Below are 26,440 nucleotides of genomic sequence, written 5' to 3'. Positions count from 1 at the left end.
CGGCGGGAGCCCACGGGGCTCCGTCGCATACCGGCAACGGCGTCGTTCGCGGCGCGGAGAAACCAGGGGCCCCGCGGGGCCGACGTGCACGAGGAAGGGTCCAGGCCATGAGCTCGCTACTGACAGCAAGCGATCTCGCCCACGAGGTCAAAGTGGTGTGGCTGGAGGATCCCGAAGAACTCGACTACGTACGGCAGGCCCTGGACAAGACTCCGCGCCGGCGCGGGAAGCCGCGCTACCACCGTGACGGGCGGATGATCGGGTTCACCGAGCTCGGCGACACGGCGGAAGCGGACCCGGACAGCGGGCTGCAGAAGCGGCGCGTCTTCTACCTCCTGCCGCACGACCGGGACGCCCAGCCCGAGGGCCTGTACCGGGAAGGCGCGCCGGGTGAGGCCGTCGACCCGCGAACCATCCAGCCCAGGCAGGTCGGCAGGAAGACCGAGCGCTCGCAGCGGGGGCTTTCCGCCCCCACCGTGGCCTGACTGGCCTGACTGGCCTGACTGGCCTGACTGGCCTGACTGGCCTGACTGGCCTGATGGGCGCGTGGTGTGACTGAAACTCGTCGTACTTTGATGGCGAATTTCAGTCCCTTCGGTCCCTGGCAGTCCCTTCGGTCCCTCAGCCGGTGCTCCCTCAGAAGGCCAGGTCGACGTAGTCGATGTCGGTGAACTCGACCAGGAGGCCGGTGGCGCGGGCTCCGTTGTCCTTGAAGTAGATCTCCTGCAGGGCCTCGGCGGTGATCTGGCGGAGCTGGGCTTCGGTGGCGCCGGCCTCCTGGGCGGCGAAGAGCCGGCTCGCGTACTCCGGCGGGAGGTGCTGGGTGATGCGCCGCATCCGGCCGTCGTCGGTGGTGCCCGGGGCCGCGGTGAAGCCGAAGCGGGCGCGGGTCTCGATGACGAGACCGGTGGTGCGGGCGGCCCGGTCGCGGGCGCGCCTGCGTACCAGGGGCTGCCAGCGGCGGCGTACCTCGTTTTCCAGGCGGGTCGCCAGGGCCGGTTTCGGGGCCTTGATCTGGTTCTTCACGTAGCGCTCGACCGTGCGCTGGGAGATGCCGAGCAGGCGGGCCGTCTCCCGGGTCGACTTGAGCTGCTTGACGAGGAAGCGCATCTGGGCGCCCGCGGACCGGGGGATGGGACGGGTGAAGTTCTGCTCGTCGGCGCGGGTGAGGCTGTCGTCGATGTCGGAGGGGGGCATGGCTTCTTACTCTCGCTTACTCTCCGTCGGCCGCTGCGTCGTGGCCCTTGATGTGGCGTGCGGGATTGAGCTGTGAGTCGAGCATCTCCACGGCCCACAGGAGGGGCTGGGTGCCCTCGTGCTTGACCATGCCCGGGCTGACGCCGAGACGGAAGCCGCCGGGGAGGGGCTTGCCCTCGGGGGTGCGGGGGAGGAAGTCGAGGGGGCTGGGGCCGGGGGAAAGGTACACAGCGCAGTCGGAGAGGACCGCGATGGGGTACTGGCCGGCGGCGGTGGCGAGCTTGAGCATCTTGCGGTGCATGTTGACGCGGGCCGTGGCGATGACGGCGGCGCGGATGTCGGGGCGCCAGGTGGGGCGTTCGAGGGCCGGCCAGGGTTCGCCGTGGCGGTAGCCGGCGCCCTGGGGGCGTTCGCGGAGCTTGCCGATGCCGCCCTTGACGGTGGACTTGATGGCTGACAGGACCGGCTTGAGGGCGGGGTGCCGGGGCGCCGTGGCCATCTCCGCCATGGCCTTGAGGAACTCGGCCTCCGTGAGGGCCGGGGTGATGCCGAGGTCGGCCATGGTGGCCATGTAGGCGTCGCGGAGGCGGGTGTACCAGGCGTCGAGGTAGGGGCCGCTGTCGGGGCGGAGCCAGGCTTCGGTGGGGTGGACGGGGTGGCCGAGTTCCTGGGCGTAGGCGAGGGTCGGGGTCGCGTACCAGGCGGGGCCGGTCGGGGGCCGGCCGTGGGGGGTGAAGGGGCTGGGCAGGCGCGGGTCCTGGGGGAGGGAGGACAGGTCCGCCAGCCAGCAGCCGGGGGTCTTGGGGTCGAAGTGGGGCGAGGTGGTGTGGCTCGCGGGGCCCAGGCCGACGGTGAGGCGGTTCGCGGCCGCGGCGAAGGCCATGTTCACGTCGATGCCGACGGCGTGGGTGCGGGTGCACTCGTCGTCGGTGAGCAGTTGGGGGTCGCGGATCCAGTCGTACGCCTCTTCGTCCAGGACCTGGTCCGGGGTCCGCTGGTGGGCGCGGGGGTAGAGGGCGGCGACCACGGGGTGCTCGTCGGGGGCCTCCGGGGGCGCCGGATCGACGGGGCGGGTGAGGGAGCCGGGGACGGGTGCGGACTCCCAGGTATGGGTGACGGGGTTGCGGGCGGCGCGGGTGGGCGGGCGCAGGGCCGTCATGAGTTCGAGGCCGGTGACTGCCGTGGAGCCGCGGGGGGTGAGGACGCGGGTGGCGAAGGCGGTGAGCAGGTCGGCGAGTTCGGGGGCCGGCAGGTCGGCGGTGTCCTCGCCCCAGGCGCGGGGGTCGAGGGCGCCCCAGGGGAGGACCGCGAGCTGGACGCACTGGCGGCCGGTGGTGGGGGTGGCGGGGCGGTAGACGCGGGGCCAGGGTCCGAAGCCGCGGCGGGTGAGCTGCCACTTGTGCTGGGCGAGGAGCTTGAGGACGGGGTGGTTGTCGGGGAGGCGCAGGCCGCGGCGGTCTTCGAGGGTGAGGGGGAGGCCGAGGGCTTCGGTGGCGGCGGCGGTGAGGACGAGGAGGGGGTCGCCGTCCTTGCCGTTGCGGTGGAGGCGGGGGGAGCGGAGGTTGGCGTCGGGCGAGAGGGCCCAGGCGATGAGGGTGGGGAGGTCGGTGGCGGCCTTGGGGGGGAGGTCCAGGAGGAGGCCGCCGGCGGCGTGGGCCTGGGGGGTGCCGGTGAGGACGGCGAGGGGGAGGGGGTGGGGGGTGCGGGAGGTGGGGGGTGTGGTTTTGGGGGTGGGGGAGGAGGGCGGGGTGGGGGGTGCGGCGTTAACGGCTTCAACGGTGCTGGAGGGGGGCGGGACGTTAACGGCGTTAATGGTCGGGGCCGGGGGGAGGGGGGCGTTAACGGCGTTAACGCCGTTAACGGTGTCGCGGGGGGCGGGCTCCTGGCTCGAACCCGGCTCCGCCGTGGGGGCGGGCACTGGTCCGGACGTCGCGGGGGGCGGGGGAGCGGGGGTGTGGAGGGTGGAGAGGCCCTGGAGCAGGCGGGCGTAGGCCGCGCGCTTCGGCGGGCGGGGGGCGGTGCGGCCGGTCTCCCAGGAGGTGACCGTTTCGCGACGGACGGAGAGGGCCTTGGCGATCTGGTCCTGGCTCAGCCCGGCGGCCTCGCGCAGGCGCTTTCGCTCGTCGGGGTGCGGCAGGGTGTCCTGCGCCGCCGCCTCTTCGAGCAGGGCGTCGACGGCTGCGAAGAGCGTCGTCTGTTCCGGGTCGTTGCTCATGGCTCTCGTCGGGTCTCTCGGTGGGGGTCGCGTCCGCGTCGGATGGGTCTCCGCGCCAAGGCTATGTGAAGCGCACCTTCAAACGCACATGAAACGCACGTGGGGCGTTAACGGCGTTAACGCCCCATCGGGGTGCTGCCTCAGATGCGGGAGAGCAGGAGCTCGGTGACGGCCTTGAGGTCGTCGGGGGTGAGGTGGGCGGTGAGTGCGTCCGCGATGGTTTCCGGGGAGTGCGTGGAGATGGTGATGCGGGGCGCGGGGGAGGGGTGCGGGGGAGGGGCGGGTGTGGATGTGGTGGTTGGTGAGAGGGGCGGGGGTGCGGTCTTCGGGGTGGGTGTGGTGGATGGGGCGTTAACGGCGTTAACGGTCGGGGCCGGGGGGAGGGGGGCGTTAACGGCGTTAACGCCGTTAACGGGGGTGCGTTGGCGAGGGGGGTTGACGGCGTTGATGGTCTCGTCGGCTGCTGCCGCCTGTGCCTCTTGGGGAAGCCGGCCGATGCGGCGGGCCGGTTCCACCTTGAGTTCGCCCGTGTCGACCTTCTCCTGGAGGGTGGGCGTCAGGTTGAGGAGGGCCAGGCGCTGGGAGACCCAGGCCGCCGTCTTGCCGAGCCGCTTGGCGACCTGGGCCTGCGAGCCGTGGACGTCGACGAGTTCCTGGAGGGCGCGGGCCTGGTCCATGGGCGCGACGTCGACGCGGTGGACGTTCGCGATCAGGGCCGATTCGAGGATGTCGGCGGCGGACGCGGACAGCGCGTCGTTGACGTGGATGTGCATGGTCTTGAGGCCGGCCAGTTGGGCGGCCGCGAGGCGCCGGTTGCCGTCGATGACGACGTACGGGGCGCGTCCCAGGCCGTCGGTCTGGCCCGGGTGCGCCTCCATGAAGGCCATGCGGGTGGCGACCGCGAGGGGCTGGAGCTGACCCCGGGAGAGCAGGGACTGGGCCAGCTCGTCGAGTTCGGTGAGGTCCTCGCGGAGGTTGAAGGGGTTGTGGGCGAGGGCCTCGATGGGCACCTCGGAAGGCGGGACGATGCCGGAGGTGGGGGCCCCCGTGGCTTCGGCGATCGCCGCGCGCCGGGAGCTGACGCCGACGGGCTGGGCCCGGGCGAAGGAGGCGGAGACTCCCAGTTTGTCGGCCTTGCTGCTCATGAGATCTCCCGGGCGAGGGCGCGGAGGGCTACGGCCTGGTCGCCCTTGGGCGAGTAGACGAAGAGGGGCTGCTTCACGCGGACGGCTTCGCGCTGTTCCTTGAGGTCGGGGACGATCGCCACGACCCGCGGATCCTTTATGTCCATCCAGGCCTGGAGGGAGGAGGTGGCGATGTAGCCGCGGCGGCCGTCGTAGAGGTTCACGACGAGGCCGAGGTAGTCGATGTCGAGGCTGAGGTCGTCGCGCAGGTCGTTGATCTGGGAGGTGAGCAGGTCGTAGGCGTCGGCGGAGGAGTCCTCGGCCTGTACGACGATCAGCGCACCGGAGGCGCCGGGCTGTTCGGTGTCGCGGCGGCGGCCGTAGTAGATGGCCGCGTCCATGCTGAGCCCGAGGCTCGGGGGGCAGTCGATGAGGATGACGTCGTAGTCGGATTCCACGGGGGCGAGGGCGCGTTCGAGGGCGGCTTCGCGGGCGCGGACGGTGGAGAGGCGGACGTCGAGGAGGAAGGCGTCCGTGCAGGCGGGGAGGAGGTGCAGGCGGTCGCCGAAGCGGTCGTCGGGGATGGGGACGATCAGGTCGGTGAGAGGGCCCTTGGCTTCGCCGGCCATGTGGCAGGTGAGGCTGTCACCGCCGATGGGGAGGGGCTGCTGGCCGAGCTGCTTGGTGAGGTGGCCCTGGGGGTCGAAGTCGACCAGGAGGACGCGCATGCCGAGGCCGGGGAGGTCTTCCAGGTCGACGGGCGTCGTCTCCGGGTAGGCGGCTCCCCGTCCGCCGTTCGGTTCGTCGGAAGCGGGGGCGAGGCGGGCCAGTTGGCGGGCGACGCGGACGGGGTGGAGGGTCGAGGGGTCCTCGGCGAGGGCCTCGGCGGTCCCGGCGGTGATGGCGGTCTTGCCGACGCCGCCCTTCTGGTTGCACACGACGATGCGGCGGACGACGGAGGGCCGCTTGACGGTGGGGGCGGGGTTCATCTCCAGCCAGAGGTGCACGGCTTGAGCGAGACCCTGGATGAGGGAGACACCGCGGTCCTTGGAGGCGGCGCGGAAGGATTCCCACTGGCCGAGGGGCAGCCAGGTGGAGAAGGACTCGGCGCCGGAGGTGTCGACGGGGGAGGGGGCGGAGGCGAGGGCGCTCCAGTGGGCGATGCCCTGGTGGACGGCGTCCTGGATGTCGACGCGGAGTTGGGCGGTGCGGATCTTCAACTCCTGGCGGAGCCATGGGGGGAGCTTGGAGACGACCTTTTCTCGGTCGCTCTGGGAGGAGGGGGAAGTCATGGGAGGGACTTTACTAACGTTCTGGGGTGGGTGTGGGCGCCACGCTTGGGTTTTGCTAACGAAGTTGGTGAGGGCGGGGGCGCGGGGCGCGGGGCGCAGGCGCGGGGCGGGCATGCCGTGGTGTTCCGTCAGCCGGGTGGGTCGGCGGGGGAGTCGGCGGGCCGGGCGGCCGGCGGGCCGAGGGCGGCCGGGGCGGGGGGCTGGCGGCCGCCCGGCCGGCGGGCATGGGGGGTGGCCGAGGCGGCGTTACGGTCCAGGCCGCCGGGTGGGGTGGGGGGTCGGCGGCCCGGGGGTTTGGTGGGGCGCCGTGAGGTGGGGGGCGCCGGCGTGTGCGTGGGGATCGCCGGGTTGATGAAGGTGGCGTCCTGGACGGGTGAGGGGCAGGCGTTAACGCCGTTAATGCTCTGGGAGGGCCTGTGCCCGGGGCGGCCGGGCCGGGGCGTTAACGCCGTTAATGGTGCGGTGGGAGGGCGAGCCGTGGGCGAGGGCTGGGGTCTCGGCTGCGGGTTGCAGGTCGGGGGATGGTGAGCGGCGTTGTGGGACTGCTTCGTGCGAGCAGGGGGTGGGGTGCCGAGCCGTCGGGTTGGGGCGGAGTGCGGGCGAAGAGCCCCATCGCGAGGTGACTGGTCGGGGTGGCGAATGGCGTGGGGGCACGGGGCGGGGCGTTAACGCCGTTAATGGTGCGGTGGGGGTGGGGTGCCGATCGTCGGGGTTGCGGGGTCTCGGTGCGCCAAGGGTGGAGTTGGCAGGTGAGCCCCGGCCTGGGGGAGGGTGCCAACCCGTCGGGGGGTCGGAGGCGGCGGGTGGCGAATGGCGTGGGGGCACGGGGCGGGGCGTTAACGCCGTTAATGGTGCGGTGGGGGTGGGGTGCCGATCGTTGGGGTTGCGGGGGTCTCGGTCTGCGCCCTGGGTGGAGTTGGCAGGTGAGCCCCGGCCTGGGGGAGGGTGCCAACCCGTCGGGGGGTCGGAGGCGGCGGGTGGCGAATGGCGTGGGGGCACGGGGCGGGGCGTTAACGCCGTTAATGCTCTGGGAGGGCCTGTGCCCGGGGCGGCTGGGTCTGGGCGTTAACGCCGTTAAGGGGGAGGGGGCGGAAGGGGCGAGCGTTAACGCCGTTAAGGGGAGCAGCGGAGCCGGGGGGCGTTAACGGCGTTAAGGGTGCGGAGTGGCGGGGTGGGGTTTTGCATGATCATGCGGGGGAGTGCATACTCTTCCTATGTCTAAGGTCCTCACCTCCCTTCCGGCCGGCGAGCGCGTCGGCATTGCCTTCTCAGGCGGTCTCGACACGTCGGTCGCCGTCGCGTGGATGCGCGACAAGGGTGCGATCCCCTGCACCTACACCGCCGACATCGGCCAGTACGACGAGCCCGACATCGGGTCCGTGCCCGGTCGGGCGAAGGCGTACGGTGCCGAGATCGCGCGGCTGGTCGACTGCCGCGCCGCGCTGGTGGAGGAGGGGCTGGCCGCGCTCACGTGCGGTGCGTTCCACATCCGCTCCGGCGGCCGGGCGTACTTCAACACCACGCCCCTCGGCCGCGCCGTCACGGGCACGCTCCTGGTGCGGGCGATGCTTGAGGACGACGTACAGATCTGGGGCGACGGCTCGACCTTCAAGGGCAACGACATCGAGCGGTTCTACCGGTACGGCCTGCTCGCCAACCCGCACCTGCGGATCTACAAGCCCTGGCTGGACGCGGACTTCGTGACCGAGCTGGGCGGCCGCAAGGAGATGTCGGAGTGGCTCCTGGCCCACGACCTGCCCTACCGGGACAGCACCGAGAAGGCGTACTCCACCGACGCCAACATCTGGGGCGCCACCCACGAGGCCAAGACGCTGGAGCACCTGGACACCGGTGTGGAGACCGTCGAGCCGATCATGGGCGTGCGGTTCTGGGACCCCTCCGTCGAGATCGCCACCGAGGACGTCACGATCGGCTTCGACCAGGGCCGTCCGGTGACCATCAACGGAGAGAAGTTCGCCTCGGCCGTCGCGCTGGTGACGGAGGCGAACGCCATCGGCGGGCGTCACGGCATGGGCATGTCGGACCAGATCGAGAACCGGATCATCGAGGCCAAGAGCCGCGGCATCTACGAGGCGCCCGGCATGGCGCTGCTGCACGCCGCGTACGAGCGCCTGGTGAACGCGATCCACAACGAGGACACCGTCGCCCAGTACCACAACGAGGGACGGCGCCTCGGCCGCCTGATGTACGAGGGCCGCTGGCTGGACCCGCAGGCGCTGATGGTGCGGGAGTCGCTGCAGCGCTGGGTCGGCGCGGCCGTCACCGGTGAGGTGACGCTGCGGCTGCGGCGCGGTGAGGACTACTCGATCCTCGACACCTCCGGCCCCGCGTTCAGCTACCACCCGGACAAGCTGTCCATGGAGCGCACCGAGGACTCGGCCTTCGGCCCGGTGGACCGGATCGGTCAGCTCACGATGCGCAACCTGGACATCGCCGACTCGCGCTCCAAGCTGGAGCAGTACGCGGCGCTGGGGCTGATCGGCACCGCCAATCCCGCGATCGGCGCGGCGCAGGCGGCTGCGACCGGGCTGATCGGCAGCATGCCGGAGGGCGGGGCCGAGGCCATCGCCTCGCGGGGTGAGGTCTCCGAGGACGAGGAGATGCTGGACCGCGCGGCCATGGAGTTCGGTACCGACTAGTCGCTGCCGACTGTCTCGGGCGGGGAAAGAAGGTCGGCTCAGTGCCTCTGGCGCTGGGCCGGCCTTTTGCCGTTCGGGGGACCGAGGCGTTAACGCCGTTAACGTGTATGGTGGACGCAATTTTCTGAGGTGAGGGGATCCCGTGGCGGACGAGGACTGGGGCGCGGTGGTGAGGCTGCTGTGGGGGCCTGCGGTGGAGCCGGCGAGGGGGCCGAAACGCGGGCTGACGCTCGGGGGCATCGCGGAGGCCGCGGTGGCCATCGCCGACGCGCAGGGGCTCGGCGGTGTGTCGATGCAGCTCGTCGCCGGGGAACTCGGGGTCACGAAGATGGCGCTGTACCGGTACGTGCCGGGGAAGGCCGAGCTGGTCGCGCTGATGGTGGAGGCCGCGCTGCCGGATCCGGCCGGGCTGGATACGGAGACGGCCGCCCGGGACGGGTGGCGTGAGCGGCTCGGGGTGTGGGCGCGGGCGCTGTTCGCGGGCTTCCGGGCGCACCCGTGGCTGCTGGAGGCGACGGTGGGGGCGCGGGTGATGGGTCCCCGGGAGGTGGGGTGGATGGAGCGGGCGCTCGCGGCGATGGACGGGTGTGCGCTGAGCGGAGCCGAGGCGATGGACGCGGTGGTGCTGGTGTCGGGCCACGTACGGGGGATCGCCGAGCAGGAGCGGGCGAGGGGCGGCGGCTCCGCCGGGCCGGACGCGGGTCTCGCGAAGGCCCTGGACGAGGTGATGCGGGAGCACGGGGAGGGCTACCCGGCGCTGACGGCCGCGCTGGCGTCGGTCGCGGCGCACGGTGGGCAGGACCAGGCGTTGGAGTTCGGGCTGGAGCGGATCTTCGACGGGATCGGGCTGCTCGTGGAAGGGCGGCGGTGACCTTCGGAAGTCCGGGCGTTGCGGCGTAGGTCCGTTTCCCGCGTGCGGGGGCCGGGGGAGGGGGCCGGGGACGCCGTCTTCGGGAGGGGCCTGTGGCGGGTGATCCGCTGCCTGGAGTGCTGATCGCGGTTCCTGCGGTCCTGCTGCTGTGCGGGGCGGGCGCAGTGGTGATGCGCAGGTGCGGGCAGCCGGCGGTGGTCGGGGAGATCGCCGTGGGGATCCTGCTCGGGCCCTCGCTGCTGGGGTGGGTGTGGCCGCAGGCGCAGGGGTGGTTGCTGCCGGCGGGGGTGCTCCCGTACCTGGGGGTGCTGGGGAATCTGGGCCTCGTCGTCTTCATGTTCCTCGTGGGGCTTGAGCTGGACCTCGGCCTGTTGCGGGGGCGCGGGCGGACCGTGGCGGTGGTGAGCCAGGCGAGCGTGGTCGTACCGCTGGCGTTCGGCGGGCTGCTGGCGGCGGGGATGTACGGGGCCTTCGCGCCGGACGGGGTGGGCCGGGCCGAGTTCGTGCTGTTCGTGGCCGTGGCGATGAGCGTGACGGCGTTCCCGGTGCTGGCGCGGATCCTGACGGAGCAGGGGCTGTACGGCACGCCGGTCGGGGCTGTGGCGATGGCCAGCGCGGCGGTCGCGGACGTGGTGGCGTGGTGCCTGCTGACGGTGGTGGTGGCGGTGGCGGGCGGGAACGGTCTCGCCGGGGCGGCGCTCACCGGGGTACTGGCCGGGGTGTTCCTCGCCGGGATGTGGTGGGGCGTTCGGCCGGTGCTGGCCCGGTGTGCGAAGCGGTGGGCCGACGGCGGCGGTGGGGTGGTCGGGCTGTTCGCCGGGCTGTGCGTGGCGGCGTACGCGACGGACGTCATAGGGGTGCACCCCCTGTTCGGTGCCTTCGTGTTCGGCGCGGTCGTGCCGCGGGGCCGGCCGCCGGTGGAGGGGGCGGCCCGGCGGATGCGGGAGGTGATGGTGCCGGTGCTGCTGCCGTTGTTCTTCGTCGGAAGCGGGCTGCGGACGGACGTCGGGCTGCTGGGCGGCGACGCGGGGGCGTGGCTGTGGGCGGGGGCGGTGCTGGTGGTGGCGGTCGCGGCGAAGTGGGGCGGGGGCGCGGGGGCCGCTTGGGCGGCGGGGCGGCCGGTGCGGGACGCGATGGTGCTGGGGGCGCTGCTGAACTGCCGGGGGGTGACGGAGCTGGTGGTGCTGAACGTGGGGCTCGGGCTGGGGGTGATCGGGCCCGAGCTGTTCACGGTGCTGGTGCTGATGGCCGTGGTGACCACGGCGGTGACGGGGCCGGTGGTCCGGCGGCTGGTGGGGGGCGACCGTTAACGGCGTTAACGCCGTTAACGGTTGGGGGTGGGGGGAGGCGGGGCGGCCGGGCGTTAACGCCGTTAATGGTGGCCGGTAGGTGGGCGGCCGCTGGGCGTTAACGCCGTTAATGCTCCCCCGCCCGTCAGGCCGGCGGACCGTCGGGCGTTAACGGCGTTAACGCCGTTAACGCCGGGGACGTCAGCGGGTGGTCCAGCCGCCGTCCACGGAGAGGGTGGTGCCGACCACGAAGGAGGCGCGGTCGCTGCACAGCCACATGGCCGCTTCGGCGATCTCGGCGGGGTCGGCGATGCGGGGGAGGGGGGCCGCTTGCAGGAGGACGTCCTCCATCTCCGGATTGTTCTTGAGCCAACCGTCGATCATCTCGCTGCGCGTGGAACCGGGGGCGATGGCGTTCACGCGGATGCCGTGGGGCGCGTACTCGGTGGCGGCGGCCTTGGTCATGCCGATGACGGCGTGCTTGGAGGCGATGTACGGGGCCGACACCGGGGTGGCCACCAGGCCGGCGGTGCTGCTGTTGTTCACGATCGCGCCGCCACCGGTGAGCAGCATCGCGCGGATCTCGTGGCGCATGCAGTTCCAGACGCCGCGGACGTTCGTGTCCATGGTGGTGTCGTAGGCGTCCTCGTCGAGGAGGTGCAGGGGCTTCGGCTCGACGCCGTACCCCGCGTTGTTGAAAGCGGCGTCCAGCCTGCCGTACGTGTCCACGGCCGCGGCGACGGCGCGGGCCACCTCTTCGCTCTTGGCGACGTCGGCGACGACGTACTGGGCCCGGTGTCCGGCGGCGCGCAGTTCCTCGGTGAGCGCGGCCAGTTGCGGCTCACGGCGGGCAACCAGCGTGACGGCTGCGCCTTCACGGCAGAACACCCGGGCGGCGGCAGCTCCTATGCCCGCACTGGCACCCGTGATCAGGGCCGACTTGCCTATGAGAACACCGATGTCACCGCTCATGAGGGCTGACAGTAGCAGCGGGTAGGCGGGTTGGAACCAGGCCGTCACATGATCAGGTCCGCCGGTCGGACCGGGCGTGAGCCGGGCATCGGAAAGGGCATCGGGGAAGGGGGCGGAGGGCGGGTTGTGTGGAGGGTGCGCGGAGTGGCCGACGGGGACTCGGAAGCTGTGGCTCCAGTGGGAGTCCGGCCGGGCTCGGCTGCCGGCACCGACTGTGGCCGCCCGAACTCGTCACACCTTCTTCGGTGTACCGCGCATGCGGCGCATGCGGTTTGTGGAGCCCCCATGGATAAGCAGGAGCGTGCGACGCGCACGCGGGAGTCACTCGTGCGCGCCGCGGCGGAGGTGTTCGCCGAGGAGGGGTTCGCCGCCGCGTCCGTCGCGACGATCAGCCGCCGGGCCGGGGTGACCACCGGGGGGTTCCACTTCCACTTCGCCGGGAAGGCCGCGCTGGCCCGGGCCGTCGAGGACCGGTCCGTCGAGGCGGTGCGGCGGATCATCGATGCGGCCAGGGCGGCGGGGGAGGTGGCGGCGGACCCGCTGCGGGTGCTGCTGGACTCCACGTCCGCGCTGATGACGCTGCTGGCCGAGGACGTCGTGGTGCGGGCCGGCTTCGGGCTGTCCGCCGACGTCTCGCGCGAGGGCCGGATCGACGTGTGGGGGAGGTGGCGGCTGTGGGTGGACGAGTTACTGGAGGCCGCCGAGCGCGGAGGGACCCTGGCCGAGGGCGTTTCCCCGCGGGACGCGGCGCGGGCGGTGGTGGCCTCGACGGTCGGGCTGGAGGTGATGGGCGCGGCCGAGCCCGGGTGGGTGGGGCCGGAGACGGTGGCGCGGATCTGGACGCTGATGCTGGGTGGGCGGGCGCCGAGCCGAGGTGACAAGATAACGGAATGAGACCAAACGGTTTGGTAATAAGGTCGAGGGAGTGGGGCTGGGCGAGCGGCTGAGAGGTGAACAGCGCAGGTGGGGCGACTGGGAGGGGGTGGTGAGGGGGCGGGTCGGCGTGAAAAGAGAAGCGGTGAAGCAGGTTGACAAACCGTCTGTCCCGTTTTTTACTAGCTCCTGCGACTCATCCAAGGACAGGGGAGTACGACGTGGACATCGATGTACTGGGCGCACTGGCCGTACGGGAGAACGGGACCTCCATAACGCCGACAGCTCCCAAGCCCCGGCAGGTCCTGGCGCTTCTGGCCCTCCATGCCGATCAGGTGGTACCCGTATCGGCGCTGATCGAGGAGCTGTGGGGCGAACTGCCGCCGCGCAGCGCCCGTACCACGTTGCAGACGTACGTACTCCAGTTGCGCTCGCTCATCGCGGTCGCCCTGGAGGGGGGTGACGGCTCGCGGACGGCGAAGGACGTCCTGGTGACGCTGCCGGGCGGGTACCTGCTCAACAGCGGGGGCGGGACCAGCGACGTGCGGGAGTTCGACCGGCTCTCGGGCATGGGCTACCGGGCCATGGACGCCGGTGACCACCCGGGGGCGGCGCGGCTGCTGCGGGAGGCGCTGGCGCTGTGGTCGGGGCCGGCGTTCGCCGACGTGCACGGCGGTGTGCAGCTGGACATGGAGGCGCGACGGCTGGAGGAGACCCGGCTGTGTGCGCTCGACCAGCGGATCGAGGCGGACCTGCGGCTGGGCCGGCACCGCGAGCTGCTCGCGGAGCTGACGGTGCTGGTGAGCCGGTACCGGACGCACGAGAACCTGCACGGACAGTTCATGCTCGCGCTGCACCGGTCGGGGCGGCGCGGCGAGGCGCTGGACGTGTACCAGCGGCTGCGGACGACGCTGGTGCGGGACTTGGGTCTGGAGCCGTCGGCCGCGCTGCGGCGCTTGCAGCGGTCGATCCTGATGGCGGGGCCGGACGGGGTGGCCGCGGGCCGGGTCGTCGGTGCGGGTGTGGCGGCCGGTGCGGGTGTGGCGGACGTGCGGGAGCGGCTCGTACGGGCTTGATGTGCGGGACCGGGGTAGGGGGCCGATGTGCGGCCCCGGGTGACGGGCCACGACGTGCGGGTCGGGGCGGTGTGTGCGGTGCGTGCGTGGCGGCGCGGACGAGAGGAGACGAGCGGTGCAGGAGAGGTCGGAGCGGACACGTAGGCGGTTGGTCTTCGCCGGGGCCGAGTTGTTCCACCGCCATGGCTACGCCAACGCGACGCTGGGGGACATCGCGCGCGCGGCGGGGGTCACCAAGGGAGCGCTATACTTCCACTTCGCGTCGAAGGACGACCTGGCCGACGCCGTGCAGCGGCAGGGGTGCCGGCTGCTGCACGAGGCGGTACGAGGGCTGCGGGAGGGCGGCGCCTCGCCGTTGCAGGTGCTGATCGACACGACGCACTGGCTGGCGCGGACGCTGCACGAGGATGCGGCGATCCCGGCGAGCTTCCGGATCACCAAGGAGTGCGCGGGGCAGCAGCCGGCGGTGATGGACTTCCACGGGGCGTGGCTGGCGTCGGTGTGCGGGCTGCTGCGGATGGCGCGGGACGCGGGCGAGTTGGCGGGTGCGGGGTTCGTCGGGGCCGGGGAGTTCGGCGACGACGCGGGGTTCGTCGGGGACGCCGGGTTCGGCGGGGACGGGGAGTTCGGCGCGGGACGATGGGAGGAGGCGGAGGCGTTGGTCGCCGCCGCCCTGTCGGGCATCGAGGTGCTGTCCGGGACCGGGTTGTCGTACGGGGAGTTGCGGCGCAAGGTCGCGGCGTTGTGGGGGCTGCTGCTGCCGAGCCTGGTGGGCGTCGCGCGGGTGGGGGATTACCGGACGGGTGGCGGCGCGGACGTGGACGCCGCCGAGGCGGCCGGTGCGGGTGCGGGTGCCGGGGCGGTGGGCGGCGTCGTGTGAGGCGGCGCGCAGGCGCCCAGGGTGGCGGGTTGCCCGGCGGCGGCCGGGTCGCCGCGCGGGCGGCGGCAGGGTCGCCGCCGGGGTCGCGGTCGCCGGGACCCGCGGTCGCCGGTGAGAACGCAGGTGCCTGCTTCCCCGAATGCTGTGATCATGGGCCGGTGAATGACGAGAAGAGGACGCCGCCCGTGCTGGACGGCGACGAGCGGGCCACGCTGACCAGCGTGCTGCAGTGGCAGCGCGACACCCTGATGATGAAGTGCGCGGGCCTGACGGACGAGCAGCTGCGGCGCAGGGCCGTCGCCCCGTCGGGGCTGAGCCTGCTGGGGCTGGTGCGCCACCTCGCCGAGGTCGAGCGGAGCTGGTTCCGCAACGTCCTGAACGGCGAGGACGTACGGGGCTACTTCCCGAAGAACGCGGCCGGGGAACGGACGGAGTTCCACGTCGAGGACGCGGACCCGGCCGAGTCGTTCCGGATCTGGGAGGAGACCTGCGCGCGGTCGCGGGCCATCGTGGAGGCGGCCGGGTCGCTGGACGCGCAGGGGCACTTCGGGGAGGAGACGTACTCGCTGCGCTACGTCCTGGCCCACATGATCGAGGAGTACGCCCGGCACAACGGGCACGCGGACCTGTTGCGCGAGGTGATCGACGGGGTCACCGGGGAGTAGCCGCCCGGTGGCCGGTCACGCGGTCGGGCGGGCCGTGGCCCGGTCCACCGCGTCGAGGGCCGGGGTCCAGGGGAAGGCGGGGGCGCCCTCGGCGGGCGGGGTGGGGGCGCTCTCGCCGTACAGGAGCTCGACGCCCGCGCCCCGCAGCACGCTCAGGGACAGCTCGAAGCGGGGGTGCGCCGCCAGGGCGGGGCTCAGGCAGGGCACGGCCACCGTCGGGGTGTTCCGGCCGATGGCTTCGGCGGCGACCCCGGCGACGAACCGGTCGGTGAGCCCGAGGGCCCAGGCGCTCAGCGAGTTGAGGGTGGCGGGGGCGAACAGCACGGCGTCGGCGGCCGGCCACGGGTCGGGTTCGCCGGGCAGCGGGTACTGCCACCGCACGGGGTTCCCGGTGAGCGCGGCGAGTCCGTCGAGGCTTCCGGACACCCAGTGCGCGGCGGTCGGGGTCAAGCCGAGGCAGACGTCCCAGCCGCGCGACTGGGCGTCCTCGATGACATGCGCCACGTCGAAGACGGGTGGGGCGGCCGAGCAGAGCAGGTACAGAGTCCTCGTCATACCGTCATGTGATCATATTCCTTGACCTCAACCATGCTTGAGGGCCCAGGCTGCCCGTCATGGACATCGACAACGAAGAGCGGAACGCCGCCGTCAAGGCCATCGCGGAGGTCGTCGCCACCGTCGAACGCACCCAGCGGGCGAAGGACGCCGAAGGGTTCCTCGCGCTCTTCCACCCCGACGCGATATGGACCACCGCCCACGGCAAGGTGCTGATCGGTTTCGAGGAGATCGCCGCGTTCACGCGTGCCGTGCTCCCGGCCGCGAGCTGGGACGGCCGCGTGACATACGGGGTGACGCACACCGTGTTTCTGCGGCCGGACGTGGCCGCGGTGAAGGTCCGTCAGGTGTACGCGCCGGCGGAGGGCGCCGGCAGCGAGGGGGCGCCGCTGTACGTGATGACCCGGCAGGGCGACGGGCGCTGGCTGCTGACCGCCTGCCAGAACACCCAAGTGCGGGCCGCGTAGACCTGTTCGCGGCGGACCGATGAGTTTTCGGCGCGGGTCCGGTCCATCCCTGTGAGCAGCGGGACATTCAATGTGGACAGCGTGCACATTCCTTTGTAGGCTTCCTGCCGGCCGGATGTGGACGGCGTCCACATTTACAGGAGGGGATTGAGGGTGATCGGGACACTCGACGACGCGCGCCCTGCGGTCACCACGCGGCCGTACGCAGCTGCGGCGACCGGGGAGCGCGGGACGCGCGCGCCCTGCTGGCCTGCGGAGCCGTCGGCGGACCGCTGTTCGTCACCGCGGGCCTCGCCCAGGGCTGGCCCGCCCGGACTTCGACTTCCGGCGCAACGCCATCAGCCAGCTCAGCCTCGGCGACCTCGGCTGGATCCAGGTGACGGGCTTCCTGCTGACCGGGGTGCTCGTCCTCGCCGGCGCGGTGGGTGTCCGCAGGGCGCTGGTCGGGGGACCCGGGCAGCGCTGGGTGTCCGCGCTGGTCGGGGTGTTCGGCGCCTCGTTCCTCGCCGCGGCGGCGTTCGACGCCGACCCCGGCGCCGGATTCTGCGCCGGGACCCCCGAGGCGGCCACCGCCACGCTCAGCGGACACGGAGCGGTGCACATGCTCGGCGGCATGGTGGGCTGCCTCGCGCTCTGCGCCGCGTTCGTCGTCCTGGGCCGTACCTTCGCCGCCCGCGGCCGGCGCGGCTGGGCCGTGGCCTCACGCCTCGTACCGGTGGTGGTGGCGGCCGGCTTCATGGCCTCCGCCGTCACCGTCCTGGCCTTCACCTCCGGCGCCGTGCTCGGACTGGTGTGGCTGACCGCCGTGTGCGTCCGGCTCGCCGGGGACGGCGTGACCCGGTAGCGCCCCCACCGTCCGTGATGCTCCTCCGAACCCCGAGACAACAGGAAGTACTGCCCTCATGCGCATCGTGATCAGTGAGTTCATCAGCCTGGACGGGGTCGTCCAGGCCCCGGGAGGCCCCGACGAGGACCGGGACGGCGGCTTCGGCCACGGCGGCTGGTCGCACCCGTTCTTCGACCCCGAAGTGGTCGGCGGCGCCTTCGCCGGCGCCCTGGCCGACGCCGAAGCCCTGCTGTTCGGGCGCCGGACGTGGCAGACGATGGCCGCGGCGTGGCCCGAGCGGGCCGGTGACCCCTTCGCGGACCGGATGAACTCCCTGCCCAAGTACGTGGTGTCCGGCACGCTCGGCGAAGCCGACCTGACCTGGCGGCACACCCGGCTCGTCCCGGCCGCCGAGGCCGTCGCCCGGATCGGCACGCTGCGCGCGGGCGTCGGGGGCGACCTGCTCGTCATGGGCAGCCCGACGCTCGTCCGCAGCCTGCTGAGCGAGGGCCTGGTCGACGAACTGCGGCTCGTCGTCATGCCGGTGCTGCTCGGCGGCGGGAAGTCGATCTTCCCGGAGGACGGAGGCCTGCGCACCCTGGAGCTGGTCTCCGTGGTCACCGCCTCCACGGGCGCGAACGTCTGCACCTACCGGGCGGTGGCGGCATGAGCGCCCCGGTGAAGGGACCTGCGAGCTACTTCCCGTCCATCGAGCGCACGTACGGGCGCCCGATCGCGCAGTGGCAGGAGCTCCTGCGGAACTCCCCGCTGACGAAGCACATGGGACTGGTCTCCTGGTTGAAGACCGAACACGGGCTGGGACACGGCCACGCCAACGCCCTCGTGGCCCACCACCTGACCGGCGACGGCGCCGGCCGGGGCAAGGCCTAGGCGTGGCACGGGGCAAGGCCTAGGCGTGGCCCGGGCCCGGACAACGCCTAGGTCTGGGCCATGCCTAGGCCTGGGCCGACGGCGGGAGGTCGAGGACGCCCACGCGTTGGGCGCCGCTGAGTTCGCCCGTGGTGCGGAACCCGAGGCCGAGGTAGAAGGGCTCGGGGCCGCGCTCACCGGGGTGCCAGGTGACGTAGAGGCGCGAGCCCCCCGCGCGGCGGACCTCCTCGGCGACGGCCCCGACCGCGAAACGGCCGTAGCCCTTGCCCTGGTGGTCGGCGGAGATGTTCAGGCGCCACAGGCCCGAGCGCCGGTCGGCGGGGTTCCCGTCCCAGGGGAAGTCCAGGAACGCCATGACGAACCCCACCACTTCGTCCCCGTCGATGATGGCCCGGGGCCAGGCGAGCGGCCCGTAGACGTACGCCTCGGCAAGCGATTTCAGGACAGGCGATACGAAGCCCTCCTGATGCGGGTGGAGCCGGATCGCACACACGGCGTCGAAGTTATCGGGGGTCACCGGCGCCAGACGGGGAGTTGAGCTGGTCATATTCTCAGCCTACTTTCCTACGGCGACGTGATCAGCGGGCGCGGCATGGGGTATGACAGGACGAGGGCACATCCCGGACCCCGGTTCACGCCCACCACTTCCCCGGCGAAAGGCTGTCGTTGATACCCGAACGGATCCTCGTGACGGGCGGCACCGGCTTCGTCGGCTCCCACGTGACACAGAGGCTGCGCACCGCAGGCCCGGACGCCCCGGTGCTGCGGCTGTTCACCCACCGCCGCCCCAGCCCGGACGACGGCGACGGCGCCGGGGCCGTCGAGACGGTGACCGGGGATCTCACCGACCCGGCCTCGCTGCACGGGATCTGCGACGGCGTCACCACCGTCGTCCACCTCGCGGCCCGCATCGGAGGCACGCAGGAGCAGTGCCGGGCGGTCAACACCGAAGGCACCCGGGCCCTGCTGGCCGAGGCAGCGCGGGCGGGCGTACGTCGCTTCGTGCACCTCGGCACCGCCGCCGTGTACCGTGATGAACCGCACCGGGGGGCGGCCGAGGGCGTGTTGGCCGAGGAGCCGTCCTCGCCGACCAGCGTCACGCGGCTGGCCGGCGAACGGCTGGTCCTCGCGGCAGGCGGCACCGTGCTGCGGCCGCACCTGGTCTACGGCCGCGGAGACACGTGGGTGATCCCCGCGGTCGCGGACCTGATGGTGCGGCTCCCGCACTGGGTGGACGGCGGCAGCGCGCGGATGTCGATGATCTCGGTGGACGCGCTGGCGGGGGCGGTGGCGGACCTGGCACGGCTGCCCGGACTACCCGCCGGACAGGTGCTGCACGCCTCCCATCCGGAGCCGGTGACCTGCCGTGAGCTGATCACCGCCGTGGCCCGGGCGCTGGACGTGCCGCTCCCGCAGGGCGAGGTCACCGTGGGAGAGGCGCTGGAGCTGCTGGGCGGTGCGGACGATCCCGTCGTACGTCGCAGGCTGTCCCTGCTCACGGTCGACCACTGGTACGACAGCGGGCGTCTGTGGAAGCTGGTGGGGACAGGACCGGGCCCGCGACTGGGGGAGGCATTCGAGCGGTACGCCTCCTGGTACCGGGATCAGAGGGCGGCGAGCGCCGGGACGGCGACGGGTGCCACGGCGAGGGGCGCCGCTGCGACGGGCACCGTGGTGACCTCGGCCGGGTAGGTGACCGGGGACAGGGTGACGGGGCCCGATCCGGCGGCGGCGGGCACCGTACCGCTGACCAGCGCCTCGAAGACCTTCACGTCGCCCTGACGGCCGATCACCTGCACGCTGCGGACGCAGGGGTCCGACGCAGGGACCACCTCGGCCTCGATCCAGCACGGGGCGTCGAGCTCGGCGTAGTTGAGGAAGGACGACTCGATCCCCGTGACGGTGAACGAGTCGCCCGCGAAGGTGCTGTACGCGGCCTGCCGGGCCGCCTCGACCAGGACCATCGCCGGGTGGTGGTCATTGGCGTGCTCGAAGAGGATCGGGTGGCTCAGGTGCGGGCTGAGCAGCCAGCGGTCCGGTTCCCCGGAAGGGGCGAGCACGACGTCGATCGGCAGGAGCCGGCCGGCCTCGACCGCAGGGACCGGCGTCGCCCGGACCACCGGCGCGGTGGCGCTGCTGGTGCACTCACCGCGCAACCGTCTGTAGACCGCGGGCGGGACGAAGCTGAAGAACGCCGTGCCGGTGGCCGCCACCCGGCCGTCGCGGCGGATGCTCACTTCGAGGAAGCCGGAGAACCGGTTGCCCTTCCAGGCGAAGTCACGGCACGAGGCGATGAGTTCCAGGTCGGTGGGGCGGGTTCCTATGAACAGCTGCTCGGGGTCCGCCTTGAAACCGAGGTTCCAGAGCAGAGCGTTGTGCCCGAGCGGTACGCCGTACTCGGCGTGGCACAGCAGGAGCCCGGCCTGGCGGATGGTCTCGCCGGCCTGGACGGGGTCGTGGCTGGTGCCGTCGGCGGTGGTGAAGAAGGTGTGGGCGCGGGGCCACTGGCCGTTGAGCAGGAAGAGGTCGTCCCCGATGCGCCGGTAACCGGTCAGGAACACCTCCGCGACGGAACTCCGGTGCACGTATTCCCTCGGTACCGTGCTCGTGAGCTCTGGAAGGTCGTTGCAGCGCGCCCACGGTGCTCCTGTTCCAGACAGGGGCTGCACCTGGGCGTCGGTCTGGAACGTCAGCAGGGTCATTGACCTCTCCACAGAGTCGTAACGACGGTTGGGGTGCTCCTGGTCACGCAAGATACGTACTCTCCGGTTTTGTTTGCAAGGTACTTCGGACGCCCAGTTGTTACATGAGTCATGTCGCGGGGGTGCTCCTACCGAGGGTTCGGAGCACCCCAACCCGACCCCTACCAGGCACGTTACGAACTGATCGCACTGCGTGGCACCGTGAGGTCCCGTCCCAAGTGGGAGGCGGTATTCCGCTCCCTGCGGCGCCTCCGCGCGATGTGGTCACGCCCAAAGTCCGTACCCCCTGCCGCCTGCGGAGAGTGGCTGCGGCGGGTATGCCGGAGGGTGTGACCGCCGTGTCCCGTGGACGCCTAACAAACCGATCAAGCGGTTTAGTATGGTCTTCAACGGTTGGGAAGGGGTCCCCGCCGGGAGAGCGTGTCCGGTTCCCGTGTGAGGCGCGGCGATGCGAGGTGGCGCGTCGGTGAAAGTGCCTCGAAACTCCAGGTTGTTACCTTGTCGGGGTTGATAAAATACGGACCTTCTGGTTCTTTTTATGGTGGGGGGGCGGGGCATCTCCATAGAGGGCCCCTTGGTCGGTTTCCCACACATCACCGGAGGCATCGTGGCACGGCAAGAGCGTGCGGTCCGCACGCGGCGCGCAATCTTGGAGGCGGCCGCCGCCGTCTTCGACGAGCGGGGCTACGAGGCGGCGACGATCGCGGACATCCTCGCCCGGGCGGGCGTCACCAAGGGCGCCCTGTACTTCCACTTCTCCTCGAAGCAGGAGCTGGCCCAGGGCGTCCTCGACGAGCAGATGGCCGAAGGCGGCGTCCCCCCGCGCGAGAGCAAGCTCCAGGAGCTGTTCGACGTCGGTATGGTGCTCGGCCACCGGATGCGGCGCCACCCGATGCTCAGCGCCGGCGCCCGGCTGTCCCTGGGGCCCGACATGAGGGAGATCTTCGGCGGCGGATCGGTACCCGCCTGGATCGAGGTCACCGAGGAGCGGCTGACGCAGGCGAAGGCCCAGGGCGAACTGCTGCCCCACGTGGAACCCGCCGAAGCCGCCTGGATCATCTCCGCCGGCTGGGCCGGCGTACAGCTCTACTCCCAGACGCTGACCGGCCGGGCGGACCTGGAATACCGGGTGGCCTCGTTCTACCAGCACCTCTACCCCAGCATCGCGACACCGGCCGTGCTCGCCCGCCTGGACATGGCGGCCGACCGCGGGGACCGGGTCGTGGCGGAGATCCGGGCATTGGAACTGGCCCTCGGGGAAGAGGCGGAGGCGGACCAGGCCCCGGTCAGGGAACCGTTGGCCTCCTGAGCCGGTCGAGCGGGACTCCGGGCCGGCTCGTCCGGTCCGGCCGACCATCATGATCCACACGTTCCCTGGGGCAAACCGCTGGTACGGTTTGTGGAGATGTCATGGTGAAGCAGGAGCGCGCGGCCCGTACGCGCGAAAGTCTGGTCCGCGCGGCAGCGGAGGTGTTCGCGGAGGAGGGGTACGAAACCGCCTCCATCGCCACCATCAGCAAGCGGGCCGGAGTCAGTACGGGCGGGCTGCACTTCCATTTCGGCAGCAAGACCGCCCTTGCCGACGCCGTGGTCGAACGGGCGGCGGAGAACCTGCGGACCATCACCGTGTCCCGGCCCGCCGGGCCCAACTGCCTCCAGCTGCTGATCGACTCGACCCACGACCTCGTGGCGCTGCTGGCCCGGGACGCCGTCGTCAGCGCGGCGTTCGGGCTGGTCGCGGGCAACGGCGCCCGGTCGGCGGTGGGCCGCGAGCGCGGCTGGGCCGTGCGCCGGCAGTGGCAGCGGTGGGTCGAGGCCATGTTCCGGGAGGCGGCGGCCGAAGGGCTGCTGGCGGACAGGGTGTCGCCGCAGGACGCGGCCGCGGCCGTCGTGGCGGCGATCGTCGGCTTCGAGGTGCTCGGGGCCGACCGCCGCGAGTGGTCCTCCCGTTCCTCGCTCACCCGGTACTGGAACCTGATGCTGCCCCAGCTGGTGGCCCCCCACCGGCTCGGCGACGTACGGGCCGCCGGGTCGGGCACCGCTGCGGACGCCCGGTCCGCCAAGGCCTCTTGACGCGCGTACGGACCCCACGGGTCTGACGGCCCGCGCGGCGTCCCACGGCCGCCGCGCGGCCCCGCGGGCCTCGTGGGGATCCGTTCCGCCGCGCGGCGCACGGGTTGTCCCCTGATCCGGGCCCCCTGACCCAGGCCCCTTGATCCAGGCTTCACGACCGGACCGCGCGGTCGGGTTCCGGCCCGCTTCGCCCTCCCTTCGGGATTCTCCCCGAAGGGATTTTTCATGGGCAGCCGGAGTGCCCGGAGGGTCCTGGCGGCACGAAAGTGCAGTTCAGAGGCCTGGTGGCGGGATTTCGGACACTGTCCGGATCGAAACAGTACGAACGGTCTGGTATTGACAAACCGGCGATGCTGTTTTTTCCTCATTCCAGCGAGACTCAAGGACGCATCCAGGACCGAAGCAGGGGGAGCACGTCGTGGACATCGAAGTACTGGGCGCACTGGTGGTACGGGAGAACGGCATCTCCATCACCCCGACCGCCGCCAAGCCCCGGCAGGTCCTGGCGCTCCTGGCCCTGCACGCCGACCGGGTGGTCCCGGTGACCGCGCTGATCGAGGAGCTGTGGGGCGGTGAACCGCCGCGCAGCGCCCGCACCACCTTGCAGACGTACGTGCTCCAGCTGCGCTCGCTGATCACGGCGGCACTGGAGCGCGGCGGCGACGACACGCGCACGGCCAAGGACGTCCTCGTCACCCTGCCCGGCGGCTACCAGCTGAACAGCAACGGCGGCACCAGCGACGTCCGCGAGTTCGACCGGCTCGCGGGCCTCGGCTACCGCGCCATGGACGCCGGCGACCACCGCACCGCGGCGCGGCTGCTGCGCGAGGCGTTGGCCCTGTGGTCGGGACCCGCGTTCGCCGACGTGGCGGGCGGCGTGCAGCTGGACATGGAGACATGGCGGCTGGAGGAGACCCGGCTGTGCGCCCTGGACCGGCGCATCGAGGCGGACCTGCGGCTCGGCCGGCACCGGGAGCTGCTCGCCGAACTGACCGTCCTGGTCAGCCGCTACCGCACCCATGAGAACCTGCACGGCCAGTTCATGCTGGCCCTGCACCGCTCCGGCCGCCGTGGCGAAGCGCTCACCGCCTACCAGCGGCTGCGCACCAACCTCGTCGAGGAGCTGGGCATCGAACCCTCGGGCGCCCTGCGGGCGCTCCAGCGCTCGATCCTGCTGGCCGACCCCGAGAACGCCGCCGACGCGCAGGAGGAGACGGCACGGCCCGCGCGCAAGCGGCTGGTCCCCGCGGGCTGACGGCCGCGCCGGGCCGCCGCGCCGGGCCGCCGCGCCGACGGTCCGCCCCAGCGTCCTCGGAGCGCCGCTCGACAGCGGCTGGAGATTTCGGGGACATCGCACACCGCGCCGCTACCGTGCTCGCGTCGAATGCTGACAGCCGTGAGCATCTCGACCCATTCCGGAGGGGAGACGGGAGACCGTGAAGATTCAGGTTCTGGGACCGTTGAACGCAGAAGTCAACGGGGGATCGATCGTTCCTACGGCGGGCAAGCCGCGCCAGATCCTGGCGCTCCTCGCGCTCCACCCCGGCCGGGTGGCGCCGATCCCCACCCTCATGGAAGAGATCTGGGGCACCGAACCGCCGCAGAGCGCGCTCACCACCTTGCAGACGTACATCCTCCAGCTGCGCCGGCGCCTCGGGACGGCCATGGGCCCCGGCGCCCCCGGCTCCGCCAAGGACGTGCTCACCACCCGGCACGGCGGCTACCTGCTCCAGATCCCGCCGGAGAGCGTCGACGTGCACGAGTACGAGCGCCTCGTGGCCGAGGGCCAGGGCGCCTTCGAAGCCGGGGACGACGAGCGCGCCGCCGGCCTGCTGCGCAAGGCGCTCGCGCTGTGGGAAGGGCCGGCGCTGGTCGACGTACGGGTCGGACCGGTCCTGGAGATCGAGGTGCTGCGGCTCGCGGAGAGCCGGCTGGTGACCACCGAGCGGCGCATCGACGTGGACCTCAGACTGGGGCGGCACACCGAACTGCTCGCCGAACTCGCCGAGCTGATGGCCCGCCATCCGCAGCACGAGGGCCTGCACTCCCAGGCCATGGTGGCGCTGTACCGCTCGGGCCGGCAGGCCACCGCACTGGACGTCTACCGCAGGCTGCGCACCCGGCTGATCGACGACCTCGGGGTGGAGCCCTCGCACCAGCTCCAGCGCCTGCACCAGGCGATGCTGCGGGTGGACCCCGCACTCGACGTGGCGGCGGGCCCGCGCCGCAGCTCGACCTTCGACCTGTACGCGGCGTAAGCCGTACCGCGGCCGCCACACGGGCGGTGGCCGCCTGGACGGCGGCCGTACGGACGGCGGCCGTTCGCACGGAAGTGCTCGACCGGCGCCGCACGGGGGCTCAAGGAGGGCTCGACCGTGCGCCGCCAGACTCTGCTCGGCCCGGCGCGCCGCGTCGGGCCGAGGGGGCGGACCGCCCCCGCAGGAGGAGGAAGGTAGGCCATGGACCGGCTGGAACTCACCGACCTGACCCGCATCCTGCGGTTCTGGGGAGGCGAGGAGGAAGGCGTCGAACTGAACGGCGACGCCCTGGACCTCTACTGGGTGGAACTCGGCTACGACTGTCTCTCCGTCCTGCAGACCACCGGCTACATCGAGCGGAAGTTCGACATCCTCCTCGACGGCGAGCAGCTCGAACTCGCCGACACCCCGAGGCGGTACCTCGCCCTCGTCAACAGCGTGCTGGGCTCACGCGCCGCCGTCTGACCCTCCAGCGGGGCTCATGCGGAGCTCCAGCGGCTTCGGACAAGGTCTGCGTCAAGCGTTGGAGGAGGTGCCCGATGTCTTTGAAGCCAGTACGGCCTTCCGGGCCGGCGCAGCACCGGACGTCGTGTGCGGTCGACGCCGCCGCCCCGGCCGGCGTCCTGTACGCGCTGGTCGCCGACACCACCCACTGGCCGCTGTTCCTGCCCCACGCCCTGCACGTGGAGCCGCTGGACGCGGACGGCGACCGGGACAGGTTCTGCCTGTGGTCCGCCGCCCCGGGCGAGGGGGGCGCCGTGACGTCCTCGCGCTGGCGCCGGAGCCTCGACGCGGGCGCGCTGCGGGTCGGCTTCCACCAGGAGGACCCGCAGGCCCCCTTCACCTCCGTCTCCGGTCGGCTGGGCGTGAGCGAACTGGCGCCGGGCTGGTCGCGACTGACGCTGGAGCAGGAGAGCACCCTCTCCGGGGCCCGGACGGCGGCCACGGAACGGGCGCTCGCGGCCGCCGGGCGGGCCGCCCGCGCCGCACTGGACGGACTCAGGGCGGCGGCCGAGCGCTGGACGGCCCTCGACGGACTGCTGATGACCTTCCAGGACCGCGTACGGGTGCCCGGATCGGGCGAACAGCTCCTGGAGTTCCTGTACGGCGTGAACTCCTGGCCCGGCCGGGTCCCGCACGTCGTGCGCGCCGACGTGACCGAGGAGCGGCCCGGAGTGCAGCGCGCCGCCCTGGTCCGGCTGAACGGCGACGGCTGCGCGTACACCACGCAGTCGCTGCGGTTGTGCTTCCCGGCGGCAGGACGCATCGTCCACAAGCAGATCCGGCCTCACCCCCTGCTGGCCGCGCACACCGGCGAGTGGTCGGTGCTGCCCGACCCGGGGGCCGGGTGCACGGTGGTCTCCCGGCACTCCGTCCTGCTGGACGGCAGGGCGGTGGAGCGGGTGCTGGGACCGGGCGCGGACCCGGGGTCGGCGCGCCGCCACGTGCGCGAGCTCCTCGGGCGCGAGAGCGCGGCGGTCCTCGGTCCCGCGCGGCAGGCCGCGGGCGAGGCGGCCCGCACCCTGCGCTCGGTGTGAGACCGGGCTTCGAGCG

General features: G+C 72.3%; 27 protein-coding genes. 19 read left to right on the top strand and 8 right to left on the bottom strand.

What is annotated here, in order from left to right:
• The first annotated feature begins 107 nt into the window (after window positions 1–107).
• A complete protein-coding gene (locus ACIA6C_RS32115; protein ID WP_190187537.1) occupies window positions 108–485 on the top strand; it encodes a DUF6009 family protein in 378 nt (125 codons plus the stop codon).
• 151 nt (window positions 486–636) lie between these two features.
• Here the strand turns inward: ACIA6C_RS32115 and tpg are convergent, their stop codons facing one another.
• From tpg to ACIA6C_RS32095, 4 genes are all read right to left on the bottom strand, one after another.
• Window positions 637–1,197 (bottom strand): telomere-protecting terminal protein Tpg, encoded by a 561-nt coding sequence (gene tpg / locus ACIA6C_RS32110; RefSeq protein ID WP_399281215.1) that lies wholly within the window; start codon window positions 1,195–1,197, stop codon window positions 637–639.
• A 16-nt stretch (window positions 1,198–1,213) separates the two neighbouring features.
• The gene (gene tap / locus ACIA6C_RS32105; protein ID WP_399281213.1) at window positions 1,214–3,412 is read right to left on the bottom strand and encodes a telomere-associated protein Tap; all 2,199 of its coding nucleotides are present in this window, start codon (window positions 3,410–3,412) and stop codon (window positions 1,214–1,216) included.
• Window positions 3,413–3,552: 140 nt separating this feature from the next.
• Window positions 3,553–4,557: a ParB/RepB/Spo0J family partition protein gene (locus ACIA6C_RS32100; protein ID WP_399281211.1), complete on the bottom strand. Its 1,005-nt coding sequence runs from the start codon at window positions 4,555–4,557 to the stop codon at window positions 3,553–3,555.
• Window positions 4,554–5,828, bottom strand: a complete 1,275-nt coding sequence (locus ACIA6C_RS32095; RefSeq protein WP_399281209.1) for a ParA family protein — start codon at window positions 5,826–5,828, stop codon at window positions 4,554–4,556. Before ACIA6C_RS32095 ends, ACIA6C_RS32100 begins: the two co-directional genes overlap by 4 nt.
• Before the next feature lie 1,214 nt (window positions 5,829–7,042).
• Between ACIA6C_RS32095 and argG the strand changes: the two genes are divergently transcribed.
• From argG to ACIA6C_RS32080, 3 genes are all read left to right on the top strand, one after another.
• Entirely contained in the window at window positions 7,043–8,488 is a 1,446-nt protein-coding gene (gene argG / locus ACIA6C_RS32090; RefSeq protein WP_399281207.1) for an argininosuccinate synthase, read from the top strand.
• A gap of 142 nt (window positions 8,489–8,630) precedes the next feature.
• The gene (locus ACIA6C_RS32085; RefSeq protein WP_399281205.1) at window positions 8,631–9,359 is read left to right on the top strand and encodes a TetR/AcrR family transcriptional regulator; all 729 of its coding nucleotides are present in this window, start codon (window positions 8,631–8,633) and stop codon (window positions 9,357–9,359) included.
• Between the two features lie 92 nt (window positions 9,360–9,451).
• The gene (locus ACIA6C_RS32080) at window positions 9,452–10,669 is read left to right on the top strand and encodes a cation:proton antiporter (protein ID WP_399281203.1); all 1,218 of its coding nucleotides are present in this window, start codon (window positions 9,452–9,454) and stop codon (window positions 10,667–10,669) included.
• A gap of 180 nt (window positions 10,670–10,849) precedes the next feature.
• On the opposite strand, the gene ACIA6C_RS32075 is transcribed toward ACIA6C_RS32080, so the two are convergent.
• Window positions 10,850–11,620, bottom strand: a complete 771-nt coding sequence (locus ACIA6C_RS32075; RefSeq protein ID WP_361138457.1) for a glucose 1-dehydrogenase — start codon at window positions 11,618–11,620, stop codon at window positions 10,850–10,852.
• A gap of 285 nt (window positions 11,621–11,905) precedes the next feature.
• On the opposite strand from ACIA6C_RS32075, the gene ACIA6C_RS32070 reads away from it, so the two are divergent.
• The 4 genes from ACIA6C_RS32070 (at window position 11,906) to ACIA6C_RS32055 (ending at window position 15,114) form a co-directional block, all read left to right on the top strand.
• Window positions 11,906–12,514, top strand: a complete 609-nt coding sequence (locus tag ACIA6C_RS32070) for a ScbR family autoregulator-binding transcription factor (RefSeq protein ID WP_399281200.1) — start codon at window positions 11,906–11,908, stop codon at window positions 12,512–12,514.
• A gap of 200 nt (window positions 12,515–12,714) precedes the next feature.
• A complete protein-coding gene (locus ACIA6C_RS32065; protein ID WP_361138451.1) occupies window positions 12,715–13,569 on the top strand; it encodes an AfsR/SARP family transcriptional regulator in 855 nt (284 codons plus the stop codon).
• A gap of 115 nt (window positions 13,570–13,684) precedes the next feature.
• Window positions 13,685–14,449: a ScbR family autoregulator-binding transcription factor gene (locus tag ACIA6C_RS32060; protein WP_399281198.1), complete on the top strand. Its 765-nt coding sequence runs from the start codon at window positions 13,685–13,687 to the stop codon at window positions 14,447–14,449.
• Between the two features lie 158 nt (window positions 14,450–14,607).
• Window positions 14,608–15,114 carry a DinB family protein gene (locus ACIA6C_RS32055; RefSeq protein WP_399281196.1) on the top strand — a complete coding sequence of 169 codons (507 nt, stop codon included), beginning with the start codon at window positions 14,608–14,610 and terminating at the stop codon, window positions 15,112–15,114.
• A gap of 15 nt (window positions 15,115–15,129) precedes the next feature.
• On the opposite strand, the gene ACIA6C_RS32050 is transcribed toward ACIA6C_RS32055, so the two are convergent.
• Window positions 15,130–15,669 (bottom strand): flavoprotein, encoded by a 540-nt coding sequence (locus ACIA6C_RS32050; protein ID WP_399281194.1) that lies wholly within the window; start codon window positions 15,667–15,669, stop codon window positions 15,130–15,132.
• A gap of 59 nt (window positions 15,670–15,728) precedes the next feature.
• On the opposite strand from ACIA6C_RS32050, the gene ACIA6C_RS32045 reads away from it, so the two are divergent.
• The 4 genes from ACIA6C_RS32045 (at window position 15,729) to ACIA6C_RS32030 (ending at window position 17,853) form a co-directional block, all read left to right on the top strand.
• Window positions 15,729–16,136, top strand: a complete 408-nt coding sequence (locus ACIA6C_RS32045; RefSeq protein WP_399281192.1) for an SgcJ/EcaC family oxidoreductase — start codon at window positions 15,729–15,731, stop codon at window positions 16,134–16,136.
• A 181-nt stretch (window positions 16,137–16,317) separates the two neighbouring features.
• Window positions 16,318–16,980, top strand: coding sequence for a DUF998 domain-containing protein (locus tag ACIA6C_RS32040; protein WP_399281243.1), 663 nt, complete (start codon window positions 16,318–16,320; stop codon window positions 16,978–16,980).
• Window positions 16,981–17,038: 58 nt separating this feature from the next.
• The gene (locus ACIA6C_RS32035) at window positions 17,039–17,632 is read left to right on the top strand and encodes a dihydrofolate reductase family protein (RefSeq protein WP_399281190.1); all 594 of its coding nucleotides are present in this window, start codon (window positions 17,039–17,041) and stop codon (window positions 17,630–17,632) included.
• Window positions 17,629–17,853, top strand: coding sequence for a DUF4287 domain-containing protein (locus ACIA6C_RS32030; RefSeq protein ID WP_399281188.1), 225 nt, complete (start codon window positions 17,629–17,631; stop codon window positions 17,851–17,853). The genes ACIA6C_RS32035 and ACIA6C_RS32030 overlap by 4 nt, the downstream gene beginning before the upstream one ends.
• Window positions 17,854–17,917: 64 nt before the next feature.
• On the opposite strand, the gene ACIA6C_RS32025 is transcribed toward ACIA6C_RS32030, so the two are convergent.
• A complete protein-coding gene (locus ACIA6C_RS32025; protein WP_399281186.1) occupies window positions 17,918–18,400 on the bottom strand; it encodes a GNAT family N-acetyltransferase in 483 nt (160 codons plus the stop codon).
• Window positions 18,401–18,540: 140 nt separating this feature from the next.
• On the opposite strand from ACIA6C_RS32025, the gene ACIA6C_RS32020 reads away from it, so the two are divergent.
• Window positions 18,541–19,545 carry an NAD-dependent epimerase/dehydratase family protein gene (locus ACIA6C_RS32020; protein WP_399281184.1) on the top strand — a complete coding sequence of 335 codons (1,005 nt, stop codon included), beginning with the start codon at window positions 18,541–18,543 and terminating at the stop codon, window positions 19,543–19,545.
• Here the strand turns inward: ACIA6C_RS32020 and ACIA6C_RS32015 are convergent.
• Window positions 19,458–20,555 carry a ScbA/BarX family gamma-butyrolactone biosynthesis protein gene (locus ACIA6C_RS32015; RefSeq protein WP_399281182.1) on the bottom strand — a complete coding sequence of 366 codons (1,098 nt, stop codon included), beginning with the start codon at window positions 20,553–20,555 and terminating at the stop codon, window positions 19,458–19,460. The genes ACIA6C_RS32020 and ACIA6C_RS32015 overlap by 88 nt on opposite strands.
• A 607-nt stretch (window positions 20,556–21,162) precedes the next feature.
• Between ACIA6C_RS32015 and ACIA6C_RS32010 the strand changes: the two genes are divergently transcribed.
• The 6 genes from ACIA6C_RS32010 to ACIA6C_RS31985 all read left to right on the top strand — a co-directional run bounded on the left by ACIA6C_RS32010 (window position 21,163) and on the right by ACIA6C_RS31985 (window position 26,424).
• Complete coding sequence (locus ACIA6C_RS32010) at window positions 21,163–21,864, top strand: ScbR family autoregulator-binding transcription factor (protein ID WP_399281180.1); 702 nt, start codon at window positions 21,163–21,165, stop codon at window positions 21,862–21,864.
• A gap of 101 nt (window positions 21,865–21,965) precedes the next feature.
• Window positions 21,966–22,628 (top strand): ScbR family autoregulator-binding transcription factor, encoded by a 663-nt coding sequence (locus tag ACIA6C_RS32005; RefSeq protein ID WP_399281178.1) that lies wholly within the window; start codon window positions 21,966–21,968, stop codon window positions 22,626–22,628.
• Window positions 22,629–23,046: 418 nt separating this feature from the next.
• Complete coding sequence (locus ACIA6C_RS32000) at window positions 23,047–23,883, top strand: BTAD domain-containing putative transcriptional regulator (RefSeq protein WP_399281176.1); 837 nt, start codon at window positions 23,047–23,049, stop codon at window positions 23,881–23,883.
• A 181-nt stretch (window positions 23,884–24,064) separates the two neighbouring features.
• The gene (locus ACIA6C_RS31995; RefSeq protein WP_361138412.1) at window positions 24,065–24,886 is read left to right on the top strand and encodes an AfsR/SARP family transcriptional regulator; all 822 of its coding nucleotides are present in this window, start codon (window positions 24,065–24,067) and stop codon (window positions 24,884–24,886) included.
• A gap of 201 nt (window positions 24,887–25,087) precedes the next feature.
• Complete coding sequence (locus ACIA6C_RS31990; RefSeq protein ID WP_361138409.1) at window positions 25,088–25,351, top strand: actinorhodin polyketide synthase; 264 nt, start codon at window positions 25,088–25,090, stop codon at window positions 25,349–25,351.
• Between the two features lie 74 nt (window positions 25,352–25,425).
• Complete coding sequence (locus tag ACIA6C_RS31985) at window positions 25,426–26,424, top strand: cyclase (RefSeq protein WP_399281174.1); 999 nt, start codon at window positions 25,426–25,428, stop codon at window positions 26,422–26,424.
• The last annotated feature ends 16 nt before the right edge of the window (window positions 26,425–26,440 follow it).

The sequence above is a fragment of the Streptomyces sp. NPDC051578 genome (assembly GCF_044454045.1).
Taxonomy (GTDB): Bacteria; Actinomycetota; Actinomycetes; order Streptomycetales; family Streptomycetaceae; genus Streptomyces.
Note: the sequence above shows the minus strand (reverse complement) of the source record. Positions and strands in the feature narration are given on the sequence as shown.

What these genes read in the sequence shown, in the direction of transcription:
- ACIA6C_RS32075 (WP_361138457.1), bottom strand. Translation starts at nt 11,620, where the DNA reads ATGAGCGGTGACATCGGTGTTCTCATAGGCAAGTCGGCCCTGATCACG.
- ACIA6C_RS32015 (WP_399281182.1), bottom strand. Translation starts at nt 20,555, where the DNA reads ATGACCCTGCTGACGTTCCAGACCGACGCCCAGGTGCAGCCCCTGTCT.
- argG (WP_399281207.1), top strand. Translation starts at nt 7,043, where the DNA reads ATGTCTAAGGTCCTCACCTCCCTTCCGGCCGGCGAGCGCGTCGGCATT.
- ACIA6C_RS32030 (WP_399281188.1), top strand. Translation starts at nt 17,629, where the DNA reads ATGAGCGCCCCGGTGAAGGGACCTGCGAGCTACTTCCCGTCCATCGAG.
- ACIA6C_RS32100 (WP_399281211.1), bottom strand. Translation starts at nt 4,557, where the DNA reads ATGAGCAGCAAGGCCGACAAACTGGGAGTCTCCGCCTCCTTCGCCCGG.
- ACIA6C_RS32070 (WP_399281200.1), top strand. Translation starts at nt 11,906, where the DNA reads ATGGATAAGCAGGAGCGTGCGACGCGCACGCGGGAGTCACTCGTGCGC.
- ACIA6C_RS32005 (WP_399281178.1), top strand. Translation starts at nt 21,966, where the DNA reads ATGGTGAAGCAGGAGCGCGCGGCCCGTACGCGCGAAAGTCTGGTCCGC.
- ACIA6C_RS32095 (WP_399281209.1), bottom strand. Translation starts at nt 5,828, where the DNA reads ATGACTTCCCCCTCCTCCCAGAGCGACCGAGAAAAGGTCGTCTCCAAG.
- ACIA6C_RS32025 (WP_399281186.1), bottom strand. Translation starts at nt 18,400, where the DNA reads ATGACCAGCTCAACTCCCCGTCTGGCGCCGGTGACCCCCGATAACTTC.
- tpg (WP_399281215.1), bottom strand. Translation starts at nt 1,197, where the DNA reads ATGCCCCCCTCCGACATCGACGACAGCCTCACCCGCGCCGACGAGCAG.
- ACIA6C_RS32035 (WP_399281190.1), top strand. Translation starts at nt 17,039, where the DNA reads ATGCGCATCGTGATCAGTGAGTTCATCAGCCTGGACGGGGTCGTCCAG.
- tap (WP_399281213.1), bottom strand. Translation starts at nt 3,412, where the DNA reads ATGAGCAACGACCCGGAACAGACGACGCTCTTCGCAGCCGTCGACGCC.
- ACIA6C_RS31990 (WP_361138409.1), top strand. Translation starts at nt 25,088, where the DNA reads ATGGACCGGCTGGAACTCACCGACCTGACCCGCATCCTGCGGTTCTGG.
- ACIA6C_RS32115 (WP_190187537.1), top strand. Translation starts at nt 108, where the DNA reads ATGAGCTCGCTACTGACAGCAAGCGATCTCGCCCACGAGGTCAAAGTG.
- ACIA6C_RS31985 (WP_399281174.1), top strand. Translation starts at nt 25,426, where the DNA reads ATGTCTTTGAAGCCAGTACGGCCTTCCGGGCCGGCGCAGCACCGGACG.
- ACIA6C_RS32050 (WP_399281194.1), bottom strand. Translation starts at nt 15,669, where the DNA reads ATGACGAGGACTCTGTACCTGCTCTGCTCGGCCGCCCCACCCGTCTTC.
- ACIA6C_RS32045 (WP_399281192.1), top strand. Translation starts at nt 15,729, where the DNA reads ATGGACATCGACAACGAAGAGCGGAACGCCGCCGTCAAGGCCATCGCG.